General features: G+C 59.9%; 17 protein-coding genes. 14 read left to right on the forward strand and 3 right to left on the reverse strand.

All coding sequences use genetic code 11. From position 1 onward, the window contains the following. Positions 1-196: 196 nt before the first annotated feature. A complete protein-coding gene (locus DK871_RS26670) occupies positions 197-1543 on the reverse strand; it encodes an MFS transporter (protein WP_161907262.1) in 1347 nt (448 codons plus the stop codon). 253 nt (positions 1544-1796) lie between these two features. On the opposite strand from DK871_RS26670, the gene DK871_RS26675 reads away from it, so the two are divergent. Together DK871_RS26675 and DK871_RS26680 are read left to right on the forward strand one after the other, a co-directional pair. After that, positions 1797-2165 carry a YkgJ family cysteine cluster protein gene (locus DK871_RS26675; protein ID WP_161907263.1) on the forward strand — a complete coding sequence of 123 codons (369 nt, stop codon included), beginning with the start codon at positions 1797-1799 and terminating at the stop codon, positions 2163-2165. Between the two features lie 139 nt (positions 2166-2304). Then, positions 2305-4566, forward strand: a complete 2262-nt coding sequence (locus DK871_RS26680) for a bifunctional diguanylate cyclase/phosphodiesterase (protein WP_161907264.1) — start codon at positions 2305-2307, stop codon at positions 4564-4566. A gap of 225 nt (positions 4567-4791) precedes the next feature. On the opposite strand, the gene DK871_RS26685 is transcribed toward DK871_RS26680, so the two are convergent. After that, entirely contained in the window at positions 4792-5094 is a 303-nt protein-coding gene (locus DK871_RS26685) for a DUF2288 domain-containing protein (RefSeq protein WP_161907265.1), read from the reverse strand. A gap of 341 nt (positions 5095-5435) precedes the next feature. Here DK871_RS26685 and DK871_RS26690 point away from each other — a divergent pair, with 341 nt between their 5' ends. From DK871_RS26690 to DK871_RS26730, 9 genes are all read left to right on the forward strand, one after another. Continuing rightward, on the forward strand, positions 5436-6563 hold the full coding sequence (locus tag DK871_RS26690) for a branched-chain amino acid ABC transporter substrate-binding protein (protein WP_161907266.1): 1128 nt from the start codon (positions 5436-5438) through the stop codon (positions 6561-6563). A 227-nt stretch (positions 6564-6790) separates the two neighbouring features. Further along, positions 6791-7714 carry a high-affinity branched-chain amino acid ABC transporter permease LivH gene (gene livH, locus DK871_RS26695; RefSeq protein WP_003193535.1) on the forward strand — a complete coding sequence of 308 codons (924 nt, stop codon included), beginning with the start codon at positions 6791-6793 and terminating at the stop codon, positions 7712-7714. Continuing rightward, complete coding sequence (locus DK871_RS26700; protein WP_003193536.1) at positions 7711-8964, forward strand: high-affinity branched-chain amino acid ABC transporter permease LivM; 1254 nt, start codon at positions 7711-7713, stop codon at positions 8962-8964. The genes livH and DK871_RS26700 overlap by 4 nt, the downstream gene beginning before the upstream one ends. Then, entirely contained in the window at positions 8961-9728 is a 768-nt protein-coding gene (livG, locus tag DK871_RS26705; RefSeq protein WP_003193538.1) for a high-affinity branched-chain amino acid ABC transporter ATP-binding protein LivG, read from the forward strand. Before DK871_RS26700 ends, livG begins: the two co-directional genes overlap by 4 nt. Position 9729: 1 nt before the next feature. After that, a complete protein-coding gene (locus DK871_RS26710; RefSeq protein WP_003193540.1) occupies positions 9730-10431 on the forward strand; it encodes an ABC transporter ATP-binding protein in 702 nt (233 codons plus the stop codon). Positions 10432-10699: 268 nt separating this feature from the next. After that, on the forward strand, positions 10700-10996 hold the full coding sequence (locus DK871_RS26715; protein WP_014717277.1) for a DUF2282 domain-containing protein: 297 nt from the start codon (positions 10700-10702) through the stop codon (positions 10994-10996). Positions 10997-11018: 22 nt separating this feature from the next. Continuing rightward, entirely contained in the window at positions 11019-11897 is an 879-nt protein-coding gene (locus DK871_RS26720; protein WP_161907267.1) for a DUF692 domain-containing protein, read from the forward strand. Further along, positions 11894-12670, forward strand: a complete 777-nt coding sequence (locus tag DK871_RS26725) for a DUF2063 domain-containing protein (RefSeq protein WP_161907268.1) — start codon at positions 11894-11896, stop codon at positions 12668-12670. Before DK871_RS26720 ends, DK871_RS26725 begins: the two co-directional genes overlap by 4 nt. After that, positions 12667-13152, forward strand: a complete 486-nt coding sequence (locus DK871_RS26730; protein ID WP_161907269.1) for a DoxX family protein — start codon at positions 12667-12669, stop codon at positions 13150-13152. Before DK871_RS26725 ends, DK871_RS26730 begins: the two co-directional genes overlap by 4 nt. Here the strand turns inward: DK871_RS26730 and DK871_RS26735 are convergent. Beyond that, on the reverse strand, positions 13143-14057 hold the full coding sequence (locus DK871_RS26735; RefSeq protein ID WP_003193552.1) for a LysR family transcriptional regulator: 915 nt from the start codon (positions 14055-14057) through the stop codon (positions 13143-13145). The two genes, DK871_RS26730 and DK871_RS26735, sit on opposite strands and share 10 nt — an antisense overlap. Before the next feature lie 217 nt (positions 14058-14274). Between DK871_RS26735 and DK871_RS26740 the strand changes: the two genes are divergently transcribed. From DK871_RS26740 to DK871_RS26750, 3 genes are all read left to right on the forward strand, one after another. Further along, the gene (locus DK871_RS26740; RefSeq protein WP_161907270.1) at positions 14275-14874 is read left to right on the forward strand and encodes a short chain dehydrogenase; all 600 of its coding nucleotides are present in this window, start codon (positions 14275-14277) and stop codon (positions 14872-14874) included. A 96-nt stretch (positions 14875-14970) separates the two neighbouring features. Beyond that, positions 14971-15642, forward strand: coding sequence for a COG3650 family protein (locus DK871_RS26745; RefSeq protein WP_161907271.1), 672 nt, complete (start codon positions 14971-14973; stop codon positions 15640-15642). A gap of 85 nt (positions 15643-15727) precedes the next feature. Beyond that, positions 15728-17341 (forward strand): NAD(P)/FAD-dependent oxidoreductase, encoded by a 1614-nt coding sequence (locus DK871_RS26750; RefSeq protein WP_161907272.1) that lies wholly within the window; start codon positions 15728-15730, stop codon positions 17339-17341. Positions 17342-17540 lie beyond the last annotated feature (199 nt).

Here is a 17540-nt window from a genome sequence, read left to right on the forward strand (position 1 = left end):
GGTAGACGGGTGTCGGCTATCCGGCCGTCATCGCAGGCAAGCCAGCTCCCACAGTTGGATCGCGGGGCGTCAGGTAGTGTAGGCGTCGGCTATCCGCCGTCACGGGCAAGCCCGGCTCTCACAGTTGACCACACAAGGTTCAGTCAACTCGGTCAAAGGTGGGAGCTGGCTTGCCTGCGAAAGGGTCACCTCGGTCTCAAGCCGTAGCCGCAGCCGCCGGCACCTCAACCACACTCAACCCTTCCTTCATCCGCTTGGCATCGCGCACAAAACTGCGCGAGGCCTGGAACAGAAACAGCATGGTCAAGAACAGCGCCACCGGAATCAGGTACATGGCGTCATGCAAGCCCACGGCTTTATAAGCCTCGGTCATCTGCTGCGCCCCGTCCGCATACATCGCCGAATGGGCAAAGTGATCAGACAGCGCCCCGACCACCACCGGCCCCATGCCACCGCCGAGCAAATACAGCCCGGCAAAGAACAGCGCCATCGCTGTCGCGCGCAAACGCGGTTCGACCACGTCCTGGATCGCGGTATACACGCAGGTGTAGAAGTTGTAGGCAAACAACCAGCCCACACTGAACAGCGCGACAAACACCCCGATTTCGACACGCCCGGCGTGCAATGCCCAGGCGGTGGTGACCGTGGAGATGATCAAGCTGAAGGCGGCAAACAACAATCGGCCATTGGCGACCCGTTGATGAATCTTGTCGGCAATCCAGCCGCCCAGCGTCAGTCCCACCAGGCCGGTCAGGCCGACGATGACGCCGGTTGCGACGGCCGCGTCCTGCAACGGCATGAGGAAATAGCGTTGCAGCATCGGCACCAGGAATGAGTTGCACGCATAGGTAGCGAAGTTAAAGCACAGCCCGGCCAGCACCAGCCACAGAAAGGTCGGCACGGCCAGCACGCGGCGGATCGGGCGATCGACGCGCTCCTGGGAAACTTGCACGGTTTCCGCTGCCCCTCGCTTGGGTTCTTTTATGTAGAACATAAACACCGCCAGGATCAGCCCCGGCACCGCCGCAATAAAGAAGGGCGCGCGCCAACTGTCGAACGCCTTGACCATCGCGCCAATGGTAAAGAACGCCAGCAACAGGCCCAACGGCAGGCCGAGCATGAAAATCCCCATGGCCCGGGCACGGCGGTGGGCGGGGAAAAGGTCGCCAATCAGCGAATTGGCCGCCGGTGCATAGCTGGCTTCGCCAATGCCAATGCCCATGCGCACCAGCAGGAAGGTCCAGAAACTGCCGACCATGCCATTGACCGCCGTCAGCCCGCTCCAGGCGAACAGGCCCCAGCCCATCAACTTACTGCGTGAACCAGTGTCGGCCAGGCGCCCGAGCGGTAGCCCGGCAATGGCGTAGACGATGGTGAAGGCGGTGCCGATGATACCGAGCTGAAAGTCGCTCAAGTGCCATTCCATGCGGATGGGCTCGATGATGATCGCGGGAATGGTACGGTCAAAGAAATTGAACAGGTTGGCGAGGAACAGCAGGAACAGAATGCGCCAGGCATTCGCCGCTTGGGTCGAGTTCTGCATGGGTCCGTCTCTTTTATTGTTATGAGAGCTGCGATGCCCGATGCATCCTGCTCATGTCACTGCAACATAGTCAGGCTGGCGGTGATTGTCTGTAATGATTCGTAAAGCTGATAGGGCATGATTTCACCCAGGCAACCGGGGATTTTGCCCACGAAAATATAAGTGCGTGCCCCTCTTCCCAACGGCCATGGCACGGATAGAATGGCGAGCCTTTCGCAGCACCCTCCTCCTACTTTTCTTATTGATGACGCCCATGTCCGAAGCCAGTCCGTGTCTGAATTGCGGTGCCTGCTGTTCACACTTTCGCGTGTCTTTCTTTTGGGGTGAGTGCGCCTCGTCCGGGGGCACGGTGCCCGATGAGCTGGTGGTGCAGATCAACCCCAGCCGCGTGGCGATGATCGGCACCGACCGCAAGCCAGCACGGTGCTGCAGCCTTGAAGGTGAAGTCGGACAAGCCACCAGTTGCTCAATTTATGAACAACGCTCCAGTGTATGCCGTGAGTTCGAGGCGTCCTGGAGCCAGGGCGTGCAAAATGTCGATTGCGACGCCGCCCGTGCCGCATTTGGCCTGGCCCCGCTGGAGGCCCCGCCCTTCGAACTCGACCTGCCCATCAGCGCTTAGCACCAAACGCTATGGAAGGCATATCAAAATAATTTGAGATCAAAACGCCATTACTGATGGCAAAGCTCGAGACACTCCTATACTCGACCTCATAGGTCATCGCCGCTGGCAGTGACAGGGCTCTGTGACGGGATAAGCTATGGAGTGGCTGGGGCAGCATTTTTTTACCGACCTTCCAGACAGCGGGCATTTATTGCTCAATTGCAGTCATAACCCGTTTCTGGTGCTGCTGGCGTATCTGGTCGCCTGCGCGGCGGGTTTCGGTACGCTGGACATGGCCGAACGTGTGGGCCATGTCGAAGACCCCACCGCCCGCCGCCATTGGCGCTGGCTGGGTGCGGGATGCCTGGCAGGTGGCATCTGGTCGACCCATTTCATCAGCATGCTGGCCTTCCAAGCGCCCATTGCCATTCACTACGAATTGATCTTGACCTTCGCCTCGCTGCTGATCGCCTTGATCGCTTCGTTGCTCGCCATGCAGACTCTCAGTCATACCCACCTGCGTTTTCATCAGTACCTGGTGGCTTCAGTGTGGATGGGGCTGGGTATTGCGCTGATGCACTACGTGGGCATGTCGGCCATGCGTTCCCAGGCCCAGGTGTACTTCGAAACACGGCTGTTTTTGGCCTCGGTGGCGATTGCCATGGGCGCCAGCCTGGCGGCGTTGTTGCTGTCCAGTTACCTGCGCAATGGGGCCGGCGTGTTTCACCAATTGCTCAAATATGCCGCCAGCCTGGTGCTGGGCGCGGGGATCCTGAGCATGCACTTCACCGGCATGGCCGCCATGCAAATGCTGGTGCCCGGTGGCGCTGATCTTTCATTGCCCGCCGATAGCAACCCGATTCAATTGGGACTGTCGGTGGCGGTGATTACCTTGCTGGTGATCGGCAGCAGCGTCAGCGCAGCCCTCGCCGACAAGAAGCTGCAACACAAGGAGCGCGACCTGCGCCGGGTCAACGCGCTGCTCAGCGAACTCGACCAGGCCCGCGCCTCGCTGCAACAAGTGGCCCACTTCGACGCGTTGACCAGCCTGCTCAACCGCCGTGGTTTCAATCAAATCTTCGCGGAAAAAGTCGCGGAGAAAACCCGCAGCCAAGGCATGCTGGCGGTGATCTTCCTCGATATCGACCATTTCAAGCGTATCAATGACAGCCTGGGCCATGATGCGGGCGACCAGTTGCTCACGGTGCTGGCCGGGCATATCAAGGGCTCGACACGCAGCCATGAAGATGTGGTGGCACGCTTTGGCGGCGATGAGTTCTGCATCCTGGTCAATATTCATCACCGCGACGAAGCCCGGCACATGGCCCAGCGCATCATGCAGAAGATGAAAGAGCCCATCGAACTGGCCGGCCGGCGCATGGTGATGACCACCAGTATCGGCATCAGCCTGTTTCCAGAGGACGGCCACACCTGCGAAGAGCTGCTCAAAACCGCCGACCTGGCGCTGTACCAATCCAAGGGCGCCGGGCGCAATTGTCTGAATTTCTTCAGTTCCAACCTTAAAACCCGTGCCTTTCTTGAGCTGCAACTGGAAGAAGAACTGCGCGCCGCCTTGCGTAAGCGCAACCAGCTGGTGCTGTTTTATCAACCGATCTTCGACATGAAACTGGGCAAGGTCACGCGCCTGGAAGCGCTGGTGCGCTGGCAGCACCCCCAACACGGGCTGCTGGCCCCGGACCGCTTTATCGGCATTGCCGAGAACAACGGGCTGATCGCCGAGCTGGACCACTGGGTATTGCGCCAGGCCTGTCACGACCTGAGCCTGTTGTCTGACCGAGGCTACACCGAATTGATCATGGCGGTGAACTGCTCGGCGTTGAACCTGGCGCGTGACGAACTGGCCGATGAAATCGAAGACGCCCTGCGCTTCGCCGGCATCGGCACCAACCGCCTGGAACTGGAAGTCACTGAAAACGCGTTGATGGGCAATATCAGCAGCACCCTGGCCCTGTTGCGGCAGATTCGCGCCCTGGGTGTGTCACTGGCCATCGATGACTTCGGCACCGGCTATTCCTCGCTGGCTTACCTCAAGCGCTTGCCGCTCAACACCTTGAAGATCGACCGCTCGTTTATCCAGGACATCCCCAAATCCACCGCAGACAGTGAAATTGTCCAGGCGATTATTGGCATGGCCCACACCCTGCACTTGCAGGTAGTCACCGAAGGGGTGGAAACCCAGGCGCAGTTCGAGCTGTTGCTCAAGCATGGCTGTGACTACATCCAGGGCTACCTGCTCAGCCCGGCGGTGCCATTCGACGACATCATCGGCGTGATGCAGGGGATTGCCATGCGCAATCCGCTCAGTGCGTTCAGCGTGGAGGGTAACGACGCTCCACAACCAAACGACCTCGCGCCTGAACGTGTCGGCTCGCCTTCTATTGTCAGGCCGATTCGCTAACCCACACCCGAGAGTTGGCCATGTGATCGTGACTCCATTCGGGTCGAGTCAAACATGGAAACAATTGCGCCAGCATTTCCCTCGCACCTCAACTGTTCCCGTGACGTTTACGTCACCCTCGGCTGTGACCTTTCTCTACGGCAAGGTGCCATCACGCGTTCAGCGGTTACTCGGCTACACACTTCACCGCCGGAAAAATGCGCACCTTTTTCGTGCACGTCATTCTTACCCTGCCCTTTCCTGGATCAGAATCCAGGGCGAGACCACCACCGCCCACAAGCTCGGATCCCGTTCGACCAGGTCCAATGCCCGCGTCGCAGACACCTCGCCAAGGATCCCCGCGGCCAGCCAGGCGGCGACTTTGTCACGCTTATCTTCGGCCATTCCCTCGGCTGCCTCGATCAAATCCAGGCTGGCATCGACCCACAATAGGGCACCCTTGGCAAAGAACGGCTCAAGCTCCTTCCAGGAAATTTCGGCGGTTTCACCGAGCAGCTTGGCATAGAGGGTGCTTGCTTCTTGCGTCATGGGAATTCACCTGAGTAAAAAATCGGCGCAATCATAGCCCCGTCGCTCAGGCAGAAAAACCCAGTAGCAAATGAAGTAGCGATTGAAAGCGCCAGGAAAGCCAAGGAATGCCTTGAAAGCTGTTAGCAACCCGCCGCGATTCTGTCTTTTTCTTTCATTTAAGCGACATACCCAGGTTTTGCCCCCAGCTGCTAGCTTTTCAAGCGATCAGCCAGCGCTCTACACTGTACCGGTACAGTTGCCAGGGCAATGCCGGGGGGATATCCGCGATATCTGATCCGGTTCTGCAGCTCACAAGGCCGCTAGAACTATAAAAAATACAACAGTAAGAGTGGAGCACTATGAATAAGGCTACTAAGCAGATTTCCAAACTGTTTGCCGCTATGGTCCTGGCTGGGGTTGCCGGCCATTCGTTCGCAGCCGACACCATCAAGATCGGCATCGCCGGTCCCAAGACAGGCCCGGTGACGCAATACGGCGACATGCAATTCATGGGTGCCAAGCAAGCCATCAAAGACATCAACGCCAAGGGCGGCGTAGACGGCAAGATGCTTGAAGCCAAGGAATACGACGACGCTTGCGATCCAAAACAAGCCGTGGCCGTTGCCAACAAAGTGGTCAATGATGGCGTCAAGTTCGTCGTCGGCCACCTCTGCTCCAGCTCCACTCAGCCAGCGTCGGATATTTATGAAGACGAAGGCGTCATCATGATTACCCCGGCTGCCACCAGCCCTGAAATCACTTCCCGTGGCTACAAGCTGATCTTCCGCACCATTGGTCTGGACAGCGCGCAAGGCCCAGCGGCCGGCAACTACATCGCCGACCACGTGAAGCCGAAAATCGTCGCCGTACTGCACGACAAGCAGCAATACGGTGAAGGCATCGCTACCGCCGTCAAGCAGACCCTCGAGAAGAAAGGCACCAAGGTTGCCGTCTTCGAAGGCCTGAACGCCGGTGACAAAGACTTCTCCTCGATCATCCAGAAACTCAAGCAAGCCAACGTCGACTTCGTCTACTACGGCGGCTACCACCCTGAGCTGGGCCTGATCCTGCGCCAAGCCAAGGAAAAAGGCCTGAACGCCAAGTTCATGGGCCCAGAGGGCGTGGGTAACGACTCCATCTCGCAAATCGCCCAGGGCGCTTCCGAAGGCCTGCTGGTGACCCTGCCGAAATCTTTCGACACCGACCCTGCCAACAAAGCCATCGTTGAAGAGTTCGCCAAGAACAAGCAGGACCCAACCGGTCCGTTCGTGTTCCCGGCCTACTCGGCAGTTGAAGTCATTGCCGAAGCGATTAAAACCACCAAGAGCGAAGACACCGCCAAAGTGGCCGAGGCCATCCACGCCGGTACCTTCAAGACCCCTACGGGCGACCTGAGCTTCGACGCCAAGGGCGACCTGAAGGACTTCAAGTTCGTGGTCTACGAATGGCACTTCGGTAAACCAAAAACCGAAGTTTCCCCTCAGTAAGCCAGGCGTTACTGGTCAACAAGCCCACTGTGCAAGCAGTGGGCTTTGTTTTACGAGGTTTATGGGCCATGTCACCCGCGATCCGGGCGCTGGCTCACCTGAAAATCTTAAAACCGTCACCAGCGGTTCGCTGGCAAACGCTTTGTGCAACCTGGTCACAGAACAGGGCACCGAGCCGGAAATGACTCCACCAGTGAAATGCGTATCGGGTTTTTAGGAGCGCTGTAATGCCTGAGATCTATCATTTTTTCCAACAGCTGGTTAATGGCCTGACCATTGGCAGCACCTATGCCTTGATAGCCATTGGCTACACAATGGTTTACGGCATCATTGGAATGATCAACTTCGCCCATGGCGAGGTGTACATGATTGGTTCCTACGTGGCCTTCATCGCCCTTGCCGGGCTGGCCATGATGGGGATCCACTCCCTGCCGCTGTTGATGACCGCTGCGTTTTTGGCATCGATCATCGTGACCAGTGCCTATGGCTACAGCATCGAGCGGGTTGCCTACCGTCCCCTGCGGGGCAGCAACCGTTTGATCCCGCTGATTTCCGCCATCGGCATGTCGATTTTCCTGCAGAACACCGTATTGCTGTCCCAGGACTCCAAGGACAAGTCCATTCCCAACCTGATTCCGGGGAGCATCTCCTTCGGCCCGGGTGGCGCACAAGAAGTGCTGATTTCGTACATGCAGATTCTGGTTTTCGTGGTCACCCTGGTGGCCATGCTGGGCCTGACGCTGTTCATCTCCCGCTCCCGTCTGGGGCGCGCCTGCCGGGCCTGCGCCGAAGACATCAAGATGGCCAACCTGCTGGGCATCAACACCAACAACATCATCGCTCTGACCTTCGTCATTGGTGCTGCGCTGGCGGCCGTGGCGGCCGTGTTGCTGAGCATGCAATACGGCGTGATCAACCCCAACGCCGGTTTCCTGGTGGGCCTCAAGGCCTTTACCGCAGCGGTATTGGGCGGCATCGGCAGCATTCCGGGCGCCATGCTCGGCGGGCTGGTGCTGGGTGTGGCCGAAGCCTTTGGCGCCGATATCTTCGGTGACCAGTACAAGGACGTCGTCGCGTTCGGCCTGTTGGTTCTGGTGCTGTTGTTCCGTCCGACCGGCATCCTGGGCCGTCCGGAGGTTGAGAAAGTATGAGCAGATATCTTAAATCGGCGTTTTTCAGCGCCTTGCTGGTCTGGGCCGTGGCCTTTCCGGTACTCGGTCTCAAGCTGAGCATTGTCGGCATCAACCTGGAAGTGCATGGCACCGGGCCTGTCACCCTGACCGTCATCGCGCTGTGTTCGGTGCTGATGTTCCTGCGTGTACTGTTCACCCAGCAGGTCGGAGCCTTGTTCAAGGGCAACCGTGGCCCGTTGGTGTCGCCCAAGGTCAGCCAATTTCTGACCCTGCCGCGCACCCAGCGCTACATCATCATCGGGCTGATCATCGCGGCGCTGATCTGGCCGTTCTTCGGCTCGCGCGGCGCGGTCGATATTGCCACGCTGATCCTGATCTACGTGTTGCTGGGCCTGGGCCTGAACATCGTGGTGGGCCTGGCAGGCCTGCTCGACCTGGGCTATGTGGGCTTCTACGCCGTGGGTGCCTACACCTACGCGCTGCTCTCGCATTACCTGGGCTGGAGCTTCTGGATCTGCCTGCCACTGGCCGGTATGGCAGCGGCCACGTTCGGCTTCCTGCTGGGCTTCCCGGTGCTGCGTCTGCGCGGTGACTACCTGGCCATCGTGACCCTGGGCTTCGGCGAAATCATTCGCCTGTTCCTGCGTAACCTTACCGACATCACCGGTGGCCCCAACGGCATCAGCAGCATCCCCAAGCCGACATTCTTCGGGCTGTCGTTCGACCGCAGCGCCGCCGAAGGCATGCAGACCTTCCACGAGTACTTCGGGATTGCCTACAACCCGGTGAGCAAAGTGGTGTTCCTGTACCTGGTCGCGCTGTTGCTGGCTTTGGCGGCCCTGTTCGTGATCAACCGCCTGCTGCGCATGCCCATCGGGCGCGCGTGGGAAGCGTTGCGCGAAGATGAAATCGCCTGCCGCGCCCTGGGCCTGAACCCGACCATCATCAAGCTTTCCGCGTTCACCCTGGGCGCTGCGTTCGCAGGTTTTGCCGGCAGTTTCTTTGCCGCTCGCCAAGGCCTGGTGACGCCGGAGTCGTTCACCTTTATCGAGTCGGCGATCATTCTCGCCATCGTGGTATTGGGTGGCATGGGCTCGCAACTGGGGGTGATCCTCGCGGCCATCGTGATGATCCTGCTGCCGGAAATGATGCGTGAGTTCAGTGAATACCGCATGTTGATGTTCGGCGCCATGATGGTGCTGATGATGATCTGGCGTCCTCAAGGCCTGCTGCCCATGCAACGTCCACACATGGAGCTGCGCAAATGAGCCGCGAGATCCTGAAAGTCGAAAATTTGAGCATGCGCTTCGGCGGTTTGCTGGCGGTCAATGGCGTGGCCCTGACTGTCAAAGAGAAACAAGTGGTAGCGCTGATCGGTCCTAACGGCGCCGGCAAGACCACGGTGTTCAACTGCCTCACCGGTTTCTACAAGCCGAGCGGTGGCAGCATCCTGCTGGACGGCCAGCCGATCCAGGGCCTGGCCGGTCACGAAATTGCGCGCAAAGGCGTGGTGCGTACCTTCCAGAACGTGCGGTTGTTCAAGGACATGACAGCGGTCGAGAACCTGTTGATCGCCCAGCACCGTCACTTGAACACCAACTTCTTCGCCGGCCTGTTCAAGACCCCGGCGTTCCGCAAGAGCGAGCGCGAGGCCATGGAATACGCGGCGTACTGGCTGGACAAGGTCAACCTGACCGAGTTCGCCAACCGCCCCGCCGGCACCCTCGCCTACGGCCAGCAACGTCGCCTGGAAATCGCCCGTTGCATGATGACCCGCCCGCGCATCCTGATGCTCGACGAACCTGCCGCCGGCCTGAACCCCAAGGAAACCGAAGACCTCAAGGCGCTGATCAGTGTGCTGCGTGAGGAAAACAACGCCACGGTGCTGTTGATCGAACACGACATGAAACTGGTCATGAGCATTTCCGACCACATCGTGGTGATCAACCAGGGCACGCCGCTGGCCAACGGGACGCCGGAGCAGATCCGCGACAATCCTGAAGTGATCAAAGCCTATTTGGGGGAAGCGTAAAATGCTGCAATTCGAAAACGTTTCCACTTTCTACGGCAAGATCCAGGCCCTGCACAGCGTCAATGTGGAAGTGCGCCAGGGTGAGATCGTCACCCTGATCGGCGCCAACGGTGCCGGCAAATCGACCTTGCTGATGACCTTGTGCGGTTCGCCGCAAGCCTACAGTGGCAGCATCCGCTACATGGGTGAAGAACTGGTGGGCAAGCACTCCGCCGAGATCATGCGCAAGAGCATTGCGGTGGTGCCCGAAGGCCGTCGGGTGTTCTCGCGCCTGACCGTCGAAGAGAACCTGGCCATGGGTGGGTTCTTTACCGACAAGGGCGATTACCAGGAGCAGATGGACAAGGTGCTGCACCTGTTCCCGCGCCTCAAGGAGCGCTTCAGCCAGCGCGGCGGCACCATGTCCGGCGGCGAACAGCAAATGCTCGCCATCGGCCGCGCGCTGATGAGCAAGCCCAAGCTGTTGCTGCTGGACGAACCATCCCTGGGCCTGGCACCGATCATCATCCAGCAGATCTTCGACATCATCGAACAGCTGCGCAAGGACGGTGTGACGGTGTTTTTGGTAGAGCAAAACGCCAACCAGGCGCTGAAAATCGCTGATCGCGCCTATGTGCTGGAGAATGGCCGGGTGGTGATGCAGGGCACCGGCGAGCAACTGCTGACGGACCCGAAAGTGCGGGAGGCGTACCTCGGCGGCTAAAAAGAGTGAGTTCTAAAATGGGAGCTGGCTTGTGTGGGAGTCGGGCTTGCCTGCGATAGCATCACCTCGGTGTATCTGAAGCACCGAGGTGCCTGCATCGCGGGCAAGCCCGACTCCCACACAAGCCAGTTCTCATTTTTTTGGTAAAAATAAATAGGTGTTGTTTGCAGTTTTTTTCGATGGCTTTGTAACGAATTCCCTCCCCCTTTCTCTAGTGGTGCATGCAGGCAATCAAGCCTGCGCATTCAACCACTGCTGGAGACACACCATGACCACCAAACTGTCCGCTGCCACCCTCGTTCTGGCCCTTGGTTCTGCCCTGAGCCTGTCCGCCCTCACCACCACCGCCCACGCAGCCGACGACATGCAGAAATGCTTCGGCGTGGCTGAAGCCGGCAAGAATGATTGCGCCGCAGGCGCCGGTACTTCCTGCGCGGGCACCTCCAAAACCAAAGACCAGGCCAATGCCTGGAAACTGGTCCCTGCCGGCACGTGCACCCAGACCCCAAGCACCACCTCGCCGACCGGTTTTGGCCAGGAAGCGGCCTTCACCGCCAAATCCTGAACCCCGCGCAGCCTGAGTACTGATGATGACGCTTACAGCCCAACACGCGGTCTCACCGGCTCAGGCGCCCGGCCTGCCCTATCGGGCCGGGCTGGGGCTCAAGACCGAGCACTTTACCGCGGTGCTCGAGACCCGCCCCGACATCGGTTTTTTCGAAGTACACGCCGAAAACTACATGGTGGCCGGCGGCCCGTTTCATCACTACCTGGGGTTGATTCGTGCGCAGTACCCCCTGTCACTGCACGGCGTCGGCCTGTCCATCGGCGGCGAAGGCCCCTTGGATCGCGAGCACCTGGCACGCCTGGCCACGCTGATCGAACGCTATCAACCCCAGTCTTTTTCCGAACACCTGGCCTGGTCCAGCCACGGCCCGGTGTTTCTCAACGACCTGCTGCCCCTCGCCTACGACGCCAGCACCCTGGAGCGGGTATGCGCACACGTCGACCAGGTACAAAGCACGCTCAAGCGCCCGATGCTGCTGGAAAACCCGTCCACCTATTTGCAATTCCAGCGCTCTACCCTGGACGAAACCGACTTCATCAGCGAGATCGTCCGCCGCACCGGTTGCGGCCTGCTGCTCGACGTCAACAACGTCTACGTGTCCTGCATCAATCACCAGCGCGACCCGCTGGCCTACATCGATGCCTTGCCATTGCACGCAGTGGGCGAGATTCATCTGGCCGGTTTTGCCGAAGACACCGACAGCCTGGGCGACCGCCTGCTGATCGACGACCACGGCGCACCGATCGATAACGCTGTGTGGCAGTTGTACGCACAGGTATTGGCGCGAACGGGAGCGGTGGCGACGCTGATCGAGCGGGATAACCAGGTGCCCGCGTTCAGCGTGTTGCAAGCAGAGGCCCGACAGGCCGAAGGGTATTTGTCAGAGGTGGCCCGATGAGTATTCAGCAGGCATTTGCCCAGGCTTTACTGGCCCCGCAAGCAACCTGCCCCGAGGGCGTGTTCAGCAGCAACGGTGCCGAGCCGGCGAGCCGCTTTGCGGTGTATCGAAACAATGTCCATAGCGCGTTGATCAATGCTTTGGCAGCCGCCTACCCGGTGGCACGGCAACTGGTCGGCGATGAGTTTTTCCGCGCCATGGCCGGCCTGTATGTCCAGGCCCACCCGCCTATCAGCCCGTTGATCAGTGAGTACGGCGGCACGTTCGCTGACTTTATCCAGAGCTTCGAACCGGCCTCAAGCGTGCCCTACCTGGCCGATGTGGCCCGGCTGGAGCGCTTACGAGTCCGCGCTTATCACGCGGCGGATTGCCAGGTTCTGAATCAGCACTGCGTACTTGAGCAACTGCAAGGTTGCGCGCAACTGGGGCAACTGCGTGTACGACTGCATCCGTCACTCGCCACGCTGGAATCTTCCTACGCGGTGGTATCGGTTTGGGCGGCGCACCAGACCGACGGGGCCGTCGCCAGCTTGAACCCCTGGTATGCCCAAGGCGCGCTGGTCTTGCGCCAAGGGTTGGCGGTCAAGGTATTCGCCGTCGACAGCGGATCAGTGACCTTTGTCAACCGCCTCATCCAAGGCGCCGGGCTGGAAATGGCCATCGCTGATGCCCTGCAAGCCTCCACCGAATTCGATTTGCACCAATGTCTCACGCTGTTGATCAGCCACGACGCCATCACCCATTTGCACCTGCAACCCGAGGTATTGCCATGAACATTCCCGCTCCCTGCCTGGTAAAGCGAACCATCGCACTGTTTGAAAAAATCCCCTACAGCCTGATCGCCTTTATCGCGCGCTTCTCCATTGCTGCGGTGTTCTGGAAGTCCGGGCAGACCAAGGTCGAAGGCTTTGCCATCGACCTGATCAGCGGCACCTTCCAATGGGGCGAGCCCAAACTTGCCGCCTCGACCCTGTTTTTGTTTCGCAGCGAATACCAGTTGCCTCTGCTGTCGCCGCAGGTGGCCGCGCACCTGGCAACCTTTGCCGAGCACTTTTTTCCGGTATTGATCCTGCTGGGGTTCGCCACGCGGTTTTCGGCCCTGGCCTTGATCGGTATGACCCTGACCATCCAGCTGTTCGTCTACCCGGACGCCTATCCCACTCACGGCACCTGGCTTGCGCTGTTATTGCTGTTGCTTGCCAAAGGGCCGGGTTGGCTGTCCATCGACCACCTGATCGCCCGTCGTTATCGCTGAAGTCGATCCAGTGCCTCGCCGCTGCGCTTGAACCAGTCCACCAGGTAGTCGGCCAACACCTGGGTACGCCGTGGCAGGCCGCCCTGGTAGGGATGCACCAGGTACATCGGCATGCTGCGTGTCTGATAGTCGCGCAGCAGCCAGCGCAATCGGCCGTCAGCCAGCTCCGCGGGTAGAACGTAGGACGGCAGGCGGGCAATACCGGCGCCGACCAACGCGGCTTTTTTCAGCAGGTTGTAGTGGTTGGAGGCGAAGGTGCCGCTCACCTTTACCCGCAGCAGTTCGTGTTGCTGGTGGTACAACCATTCCTCGCGACCGCTGTAATGGCTGTTGAGCAGACAGCTGTGCGCCGCCAGGTCCGCCGGGGTCAGTGGTTCGCCATGCTGTTCCAGATAAGCCGGGCTGGCGCAGGTCATTTCATGCCAGGCCAGCAAGGGTTTGGCCACCAGGCGTTCATGTTCGATGGCGCCGGAGCGTACGCCCAAGTCAAAGCCATCCCGTGCCAGGTCTCGGTAGCTGTTGTTCAGCTCCAGCTCGATCTGCACCTGCGGGTATTGCTTGGAGAATTCCAGCAGCAAGCCATCGAAGAAGGTTTCGCCCAACGACACCGGAACGGTCATACGCACAGGGCCGGCCAGATCATCTTTGAGCCGCGCCAATGCCTGGCGGGCACGTTCTACCTGCACCACCAATGCTTGTGCCTGGGGCAACAACGCCGCGCCGGCAGCAGTGAGGCTCAGCTTACGCGTGGTGCGGTGCAGCAGTACCACGGCGAACTGCGCTTCCAACTGGCTGATGCGCTTGGACAACTGCCCTTTGCTGCAGCCCAATTGTGCGGCCGCCACGGTGAAACTGCCGGCCTCGATCAGCACGGCGAACGCCGCCAGGTCATCCATTTCGCTCATGGATTGTTTCCATTTGAAAACCAAAGGTTGCCTATTAGCGCGTTTATCCGACTAAAAAGCCACACTAGACTGAATGCAAATCCCAACCCCTGTAGGAGCGAGCTTGCTCGCGAAAAACTCAAGATCGCCGCTGTGTAGTCAGGCTTACCCCGTGATCGTTGACATTCTTCGCGAGCAAGCTCGCTCCTACAGGTAATTAGCCCAGAGGAACAGCACGATGAAAATCCTATTGATTGGTGCCAGCGGCACCATCGGTTCAGCGGTCAAGGCAGAGTTGGCCCAACGCCACGAAGTGATCAGCATCGGCCGCACCAGCGGCGACTTTCAGGTGGATATCAGCGATAGCGCTTCGATCCGCAGGCTGTTCGAGCAGACCGGCAAGTTCGACGCCCTGATCTGCGCGGCAGGCAGCGTCAACTTCGTGCCCCTGGCAGACATGAACGACGGCGATTTCGAACTGGGCCTGCGTGACAAGCTGATGGGCCAGGTCAACCTGCTGTTGATCGGTCGTGAATACGCCAACGACGGTGCTTCGTTCACGTTCACCAGCGGCATTCTGAACCGCGATCCGATCCGCACTGGCGCCAGCGCGGCGTTGGTCAACGGCGCATTGGACGCCTTCGTCAAAGCGGCGGCCATTGAGTTGCCACGCGGCCTGCGCATCAACTCGGTCAGCCCGACGGTGTTGCTGGAAGCCATGGGCAGCTATGCCCCTTATTTCCGTGGCTACAAACCTGCCCCCGCCGCCGATGTGGCGCTGGCTTACGCAAAAAGCGTCGAGGGCCTGCAAACCGGTCAGACCTTTATCGTAGGTTGAAGGTGATATCTGTAAGAAACGCCTGAAGCTGGCAAGCGGGCTTGTGATGCACGGCCAGCCTGCGTAACGTGGCGGCACTTGCCTGGAGACCCGATAATGCGCGCCGCCCGTACCCTCGCCCTGTTTGCCTTGCTTCCTCTGTTCGCCGCTTGCCAATTGTTTGAAAGCGAGCCGGCCAAGCCATCGACCGTCGGGCTGACCCGTATGCAGGGTGAATTGACGGCGGTGGACGGCAAACTGCTGTTCCAGCCGTGTGGCGACCAGCGTAGCTACGTGGTCAACGACACCGGCGGCACCAGTGTCCTGCAGGAAGCGGCCTCGCTGGCCGGCCAGCAGGGCATGCTGTTTGCCGACCTGCGTGGCAAGTTTTCCGGGGTCGCCAGCGGCACCCAGGGTTCAGTAGACCTGCAACAGCTGTATCGCGTCGAACGCTCGACCTCAGGGTGCTCCGACCCGGACTTCAAGCGCATGATCCTGCGGGCCAACGGCCATAAACCCGCCTGGGCAATGAATGTCACGGCCAAGGGCATGGTGCTGGAACGCGAAGGCCAGCCACCTTTGGCAGTGCCGTACGTAGAGGAGCAACTGGGCGACGGCCGCTTCAACCTGATGACCGAGGCCAATAACCAGCACATCGAACTGTGGGTGGCGCCTCAGCGCTGCGTCGACAGTGTGAGCGGCAGCCTGCAACACATGAGCGCCGAGTTGCGCGTGAACGGCCAGGTGCAGCGTGGTTGCGCGGCGTTCGGCGGCTCGCGGGACGATTAACCTGACGGAAAGTTGCCATTGGGGCTTATAATCGCCGGTTTGCAAAACAGCCGGCCTCCTTGCCCGCCGCCTACCGGACCCTGTCATGTTACGAATCACCGAACTCAAGCTGCCCATCGACCATCCCGAAGAAGACCTGCGCACTGCCATCGTGCAGCGCCTGGGCATCGCCAGTGATGACCTGCTCGATTTCACCCTGTTCAAGCGCAGCTACGATGCGCGTAAAAAGACCTCTGAGCTGTGCTTCATCTACACCGTTGACCTGAACGTGAAGGGTGAAGCAACGCTGCTGCTCAAATTTGCCGACGACCGCAACGTCAACCCGGCACCGGATGTCAGCTACAAGGTGGTGGGCCAGGCACCGGAAGGCCTGGTTGAGCGGCCAATCGTGGTGGGCTTTGGCCCCTGCGGGATTTTCGCCGGGCTGCTGCTGGCACAGATGGGCTTCAAGCCGATCATCCTCGAACGCGGCAAGGAAGTGCGCCAACGCACCAAGGACACCTGGGGCCTGTGGCGCAAAAGCGTGCTCAACCCCGAATCCAACGTGCAATTTGGTGAAGGCGGCGCCGGTACCTTTTCCGACGGCAAGCTGTACAGCCAGATCAAGGACCCGAAATTCCACGGTCGCAAAGTGCTGCACGAGTTCGTCAAGGCCGGTGCGCCGGAAGAAATCCTCTACGTCAGCAAGCCGCACATCGGCACCTTCCGCCTGACCGGCGTGGTGGAAAACATGCGCGAGCAGATCATCGCCCTGGGCGGTGAAGTGCGCTTCGAACAGCGGGTCACCGACGTGCTGATCGAAGACGGCCAGTTGAACGGCGTGGTCATCGACGGCGGCGAGCAGATCCTCTCCAAGCACGTGATTCTTGCATTGGGCCACAGCGCCCGTGACACCTTCCGCATGCTCCACGACCGCGGTGTGTACATGGAAGCCAAGCCGTTCTCGGTGGGTTTCCGTATCGAGCACCCGCAGTCGCTGATCGACGCCGCACGCCTGGGCAAATACGCTGGCCACCCCAAGCTGGGCGCAGCGGACTACAAGCTGGTGCACCACGCCAAGAATGGCCGTTCGGTCTACAGTTTCTGCATGTGCCCGGGCGGCACCGTCGTGGCCGCGACCTCGGAACCCCATCGCGTCGTGACCAACGGCATGAGCCAGTACTCGCGTAACGAGCGCAATGCCAACTCGGGCATCGTGGTAGGCATCACCCCCGAGGTGGATTACCCGGGCGGCCCGTTGGCCGGTATCGAGTTGCAGGAACGCCTGGAATCCCACGCCTACATCCTCGGCGGCAGTAACTACGAGGCCCCCGCGCAACTGGTGGGCGACTTCATCGCCGGCAAGCCCTCCACCGCGCTAGGCAGTGTGGAGCCGTCCTATAAACCTGGCGTGTCATTGGGCGACCTGGCCCTGGCCTTGCCGGACTTCGCCATTGAAGCCATCCGCGAAGCCTTGCCGGCGTTCGAGAAGCAGATCAAAGGCTACTCGCTGCACGATGCGGTGCTGACCGGCATCGAGACCCGCACCTCGTCCCCGTTGCGCATTACCCGCAATGAGTCGATGCAGAGCCTGAATGTCAAAGGCCTGTTCCCGGCCGGTGAAGGCGCGGGGTATGCCGGTGGGATTCTATCGGCGGGTGTCGACGGGATCCGAATCGCCGAGGCGCTGGCGCGGGATATGCTCGGCATCGAGGCCTAAAGCACACTGGCGGCAAGCATAAATCCAATGTGTGGCTTGCCTGCGATGAGCATAGGTATCTACACAACTGTGCAGTTCGCCGCAGCCACCGGTAACCACGATGCGAAGCGAGTCGCTGTTGATCTTGATCTGCTTTTGATCTCAGGCGCCCCGTTAAACCACGCTGGCCGGAATTCGACAGGGATTTGGGGGGTAAACC

Source organism: Pseudomonas sp. L13, from assembly GCF_009935965.1.
Lineage (GTDB): Bacteria > Pseudomonadota > Gammaproteobacteria > Pseudomonadales > Pseudomonadaceae > Aquipseudomonas > Aquipseudomonas lactis.

Coding starts and splice junctions, on each gene's coding strand:
- DK871_RS26670 (WP_161907262.1), bottom strand. CDS start 1,543: ATGCAGAACTCGACCCAAGCGGCGAATGCCTGGCGCATTCTGTTCCTG.
- DK871_RS26675 (WP_161907263.1), top strand. CDS start 1,797: ATGTCCGAAGCCAGTCCGTGTCTGAATTGCGGTGCCTGCTGTTCACAC.
- DK871_RS26680 (WP_161907264.1), top strand. CDS start 2,305: ATGGAGTGGCTGGGGCAGCATTTTTTTACCGACCTTCCAGACAGCGGG.
- DK871_RS26685 (WP_161907265.1), bottom strand. CDS start 5,094: ATGACGCAAGAAGCAAGCACCCTCTATGCCAAGCTGCTCGGTGAAACC.
- DK871_RS26690 (WP_161907266.1), top strand. CDS start 5,436: ATGAATAAGGCTACTAAGCAGATTTCCAAACTGTTTGCCGCTATGGTC.
- livH (WP_003193535.1), top strand. CDS start 6,791: ATGCCTGAGATCTATCATTTTTTCCAACAGCTGGTTAATGGCCTGACC.
- DK871_RS26700 (WP_003193536.1), top strand. CDS start 7,711: ATGAGCAGATATCTTAAATCGGCGTTTTTCAGCGCCTTGCTGGTCTGG.
- livG (WP_003193538.1), top strand. CDS start 8,961: ATGAGCCGCGAGATCCTGAAAGTCGAAAATTTGAGCATGCGCTTCGGC.
- DK871_RS26710 (WP_003193540.1), top strand. CDS start 9,730: ATGCTGCAATTCGAAAACGTTTCCACTTTCTACGGCAAGATCCAGGCC.
- DK871_RS26715 (WP_014717277.1), top strand. CDS start 10,700: ATGACCACCAAACTGTCCGCTGCCACCCTCGTTCTGGCCCTTGGTTCT.
- DK871_RS26720 (WP_161907267.1), top strand. CDS start 11,019: ATGATGACGCTTACAGCCCAACACGCGGTCTCACCGGCTCAGGCGCCC.
- DK871_RS26725 (WP_161907268.1), top strand. CDS start 11,894: ATGAGTATTCAGCAGGCATTTGCCCAGGCTTTACTGGCCCCGCAAGCA.
- DK871_RS26730 (WP_161907269.1), top strand. CDS start 12,667: ATGAACATTCCCGCTCCCTGCCTGGTAAAGCGAACCATCGCACTGTTT.
- DK871_RS26735 (WP_003193552.1), bottom strand. CDS start 14,057: ATGAGCGAAATGGATGACCTGGCGGCGTTCGCCGTGCTGATCGAGGCC.
- DK871_RS26740 (WP_161907270.1), top strand. CDS start 14,275: ATGAAAATCCTATTGATTGGTGCCAGCGGCACCATCGGTTCAGCGGTC.
- DK871_RS26745 (WP_161907271.1), top strand. CDS start 14,971: ATGCGCGCCGCCCGTACCCTCGCCCTGTTTGCCTTGCTTCCTCTGTTC.
- DK871_RS26750 (WP_161907272.1), top strand. CDS start 15,728: ATGTTACGAATCACCGAACTCAAGCTGCCCATCGACCATCCCGAAGAA.